Origin of the sequence: Citrobacter sp. wls757 (genome assembly GCF_005280935.1) — a bacterium.
In the GTDB taxonomy this organism is placed as follows: domain Bacteria; phylum Pseudomonadota; class Gammaproteobacteria; order Enterobacterales; family Enterobacteriaceae; genus Citrobacter; species Citrobacter portucalensis.
In genome coordinates this window covers 57,495-60,366 of record NZ_SZWU01000058.1, presented here as the reverse complement: position 1 = coordinate 60,366, position 2,872 = coordinate 57,495, and the positions used below count along the sequence as shown (strand labels likewise).

Below are 2,872 nucleotides of genomic sequence, written 5' to 3'. Positions count from 1 at the left end.
GTGGGGCGTAAGCCCCACTTTCAGGAGAAACACTGATGATGTACCACATTCCCGGCGTTCTGTCGGCGCAGGATGTAGCCTGGTTTCGCGAACAACTGGACGCTGCCGACTGGGTTGATGGCCGCGCAACCACCGGCGCTCAGGGGGCGCAGGTTAAAAACAACCAGCAGGTGAATACGCAAAGTGAACGCTACGGCGTTTTACAACAGGCGGTACAGACTGCGATAAATAACAGCGCGCTTTTCTTCGCCGCAGCACTACCGAAAACGCTCTCCACACCGCTGTTTAATCGCTACCAGGACAACGAGACCTACGGTTTTCACGTTGACGGTGCGGTGCGTAGCCATCCGCAAAACGGCTGGATGCGCACGGACCTTTCCGCAACTTTATTCCTGAGTAACCCGAATGATTATGAAGGGGGAGAACTGCTGGTCAATGATACTTACGGCCAGCATGCGGTGAAGCTTCCGGCAGGCGATCTGGTGCTTTACCCTTCCAGCAGCCTACATTGCGTCACGCCAGTGACCCATGGCGTTCGTGTAGCGTCTTTTATGTGGATACAGTCGATGGTCCGTGACGACAAAAATCGCGCCATGCTTTTTGAACTGGATAAAAACATTCAATCCCTGAAGGTTCGCCATGGGGAGAGCAGCGAGATCCTGTCATTACTCAATCTCTACCATAACCTGCTGCGCGAATGGTCTGAAATCTGATACTGCTGGCGCGTGGTCGTTTTTCAGCCATCACCTTCGCTATACTTAGTCTGTAGACATCAGCAGGAGGTACACATGGCATCCGGATGGGCAAATGACGACGCGGTTAACGAACAGATCAACAATACTATTGAAGATGCTGTTGCCCGCGCTCGCGGTGAGTTACCGACGGGGGAAAGTCTGTATGAATGCGAAGAATGCGGCAATCCTATCCCTCAGGCCAGACGTGAGGCCGTGCCAGGGGTACGCTTATGCATCACCTGCCAACAGGATAAAGATTCACATAACTCAGCATTTTCAGGATATAATCGCAGGGGTTCGAAAGACAGCCAGCTACGTTGACTTATCTTTACCAAAAGTTTCAGCGCATACGATTTCCTTTACGAGCATGCTTTTTTGCACCCTGTGTAGCAAAATGTGCCGTTGTCGCCTTCTCTGTAAAGCGCAATGACAAGAACTGTAAATCCCTTACTCGAATTTATTAATATTCAATAAGTTATTTGTCATTCAATTTTTTTGATTGATGTCGTCAATTCTATTCGATTTTCTCTCACCAAAAAAAACGTGATACTTATCACATCGACGGAACAACGTCTTCTTAAAGAACACTGACTAACAGAACAACCCTGCGAGAGATTAATCATGAAAAATATCAAATTTGCTGTTGCCGCCATCGCCCTGTCCACCCTGTCATTTGGCGTTTTCGCTGCCGAGCCGGTTTCCTCTACTCAGGCGCAAAACATGAACAAAATTGGTGTGGTATCTGCTGACGGCGCCACTACGCTGGACGGCCTGGAAGCCAAACTGGCTGAGAAAGCGAATGCAGCTGGCGCAACTGGCTACAGCATCACTTCCGCTATCGGCAAAGACAAAATGAGCGGCACCGCGGTTATCTATAAATAACCGAAAGATTACCTGTACGACCCAATGCTCCAACCCTCATTGACCCTGTTTGTTACCCTTTGTTTGCCCGTCCGCCACTGGACGGGCTTTTTTTTGCCTATTTTTCCAGCCGCTGGCAGAATTCCTGCAACACGGCGTCTGGCATCCCAATTTGCAGTGCCGCCTCACAAATCGCTTGCCAGCTTCCGGCATCCAGCGGAATACCGTGTTCCAGCCGTTCCTCGCGAGTATTCACCTCCCACTCCCCAGGCAACAGGATCGGGGCATCTTCAGCATGCGGGGACGCTTTCACCCACTCAGCAAATGCCGCGACCTGGTTGTCGCAGTCCGGCGCGCCGAACAGTTGTGGATTCATAATGATGGTGGTCATACAGTTAATGATGGCGTCCGCGCTGGTCTGCAGGCTCTCTTCATGTGTGGTTTTACCGCCAGAAAGCGCACCGCCCATAATTTCGCACATCGCCGCCAGCGCATACCCCTTGTGCTCGGCAAAGGTCAGCAACGACCCCAGCGGAGAAACCTGCATTACCGCAGGATCGGTAGTGGGAACACCCGCCACATCAATCAGGCATCCTGGAGCCACCGGCTCGCCTTTATGCCATGCCACACGGGTTTTGCCAAACGCGATGGCGCTAGTTGCATAGTCCAGCAACAGTGGGAAGGTATTTTTACGTGGAAACACGACGCAGAAAGGATTGGTGCCAAAACGGCTATCGCGCCCATGAAACGGTGCGACCATCGGGATCCCCACCACATTCACAAAGTGTACCGAGACAAAACCTGCCGCCGCACATTGCTCCGCCCAGTAGCCAATACGGCCGATATGGTGCGAATTATGTAATGCCACGGCAGCGATTCCGTACTGACGCGCTTTTTCGATTCCAAGCGTGATTGCCTCGTGCGCCGCCACCTGACCAAACGCACAGTCGCCGTCAAGCGTAATCACCGCCCCCGCATCCTTTACCACTTTGGCATGACGGTTGATCTGCAGATGCCCCTGCGAGAATGAACGAATATAGCTTGGGATCATACCGATGCCATGGGAGTCGTGACCGGCGAGGTTAGAGGCTATCAGATGGTCGGCCACCAGCCGCGCCTCCTGATCATTGCTTCCCATCTGATGAAAAACGGCCTGGATAAAGGCGTGCAGCGTTGGCACATGGAAGCGATGTCCACTGTTCATTGTTATCTCCTGTTGTGTCGCGTGTTTGTTGTGTTTCTTATTTTTCAACAAACTATGCTGCGCCACGGTGCGC

General features: G+C 52.2%; 4 protein-coding genes. 3 read left to right on the top strand and 1 reads right to left on the bottom strand.

Annotation, left to right across the window (positions count from 1 at the left end; all coding sequences use genetic code 11):
• The first annotated feature begins 35 nt into the window (after window positions 1-35).
• From ybiX to ybiJ, 3 genes are all read left to right on the top strand, one after another.
• Entirely contained in the window at window positions 36-713 is a 678-nt protein-coding gene (gene ybiX, locus FDW94_RS14750; RefSeq protein ID WP_137377809.1) for a PKHD-type hydroxylase YbiX, read from the top strand.
• Window positions 714-788: 75 nt separating this feature from the next.
• Window positions 789-1,055, top strand: coding sequence for a DksA/TraR family C4-type zinc finger protein (locus FDW94_RS14745; RefSeq protein ID WP_032942775.1), 267 nt, complete (start codon window positions 789-791; stop codon window positions 1,053-1,055).
• Window positions 1,056-1,355: 300 nt separating this feature from the next.
• Window positions 1,356-1,616 carry a DUF1471 family protein YbiJ gene (gene ybiJ, locus FDW94_RS14740; RefSeq protein WP_003831561.1) on the top strand — a complete coding sequence of 87 codons (261 nt, stop codon included), beginning with the start codon at window positions 1,356-1,358 and terminating at the stop codon, window positions 1,614-1,616.
• Between the two features lie 97 nt (window positions 1,617-1,713).
• On the opposite strand, the gene FDW94_RS14735 is transcribed toward ybiJ, so the two are convergent.
• Window positions 1,714-2,799: a malate/lactate/ureidoglycolate dehydrogenase gene (locus FDW94_RS14735; RefSeq protein WP_137377808.1), complete on the bottom strand. Its 1,086-nt coding sequence runs from the start codon at window positions 2,797-2,799 to the stop codon at window positions 1,714-1,716.
• Window positions 2,800-2,872: the final 73 nt, after the last annotated feature.

Coding starts and splice junctions, on each gene's coding strand:
- ybiX (WP_137377809.1), top strand. CDS start 36: ATGATGTACCACATTCCCGGCGTTCTGTCGGCGCAGGATGTAGCCTGG.
- FDW94_RS14745 (WP_032942775.1), top strand. CDS start 789: ATGGCATCCGGATGGGCAAATGACGACGCGGTTAACGAACAGATCAAC.
- ybiJ (WP_003831561.1), top strand. CDS start 1,356: ATGAAAAATATCAAATTTGCTGTTGCCGCCATCGCCCTGTCCACCCTG.
- FDW94_RS14735 (WP_137377808.1), bottom strand. CDS start 2,799: ATGAACAGTGGACATCGCTTCCATGTGCCAACGCTGCACGCCTTTATC.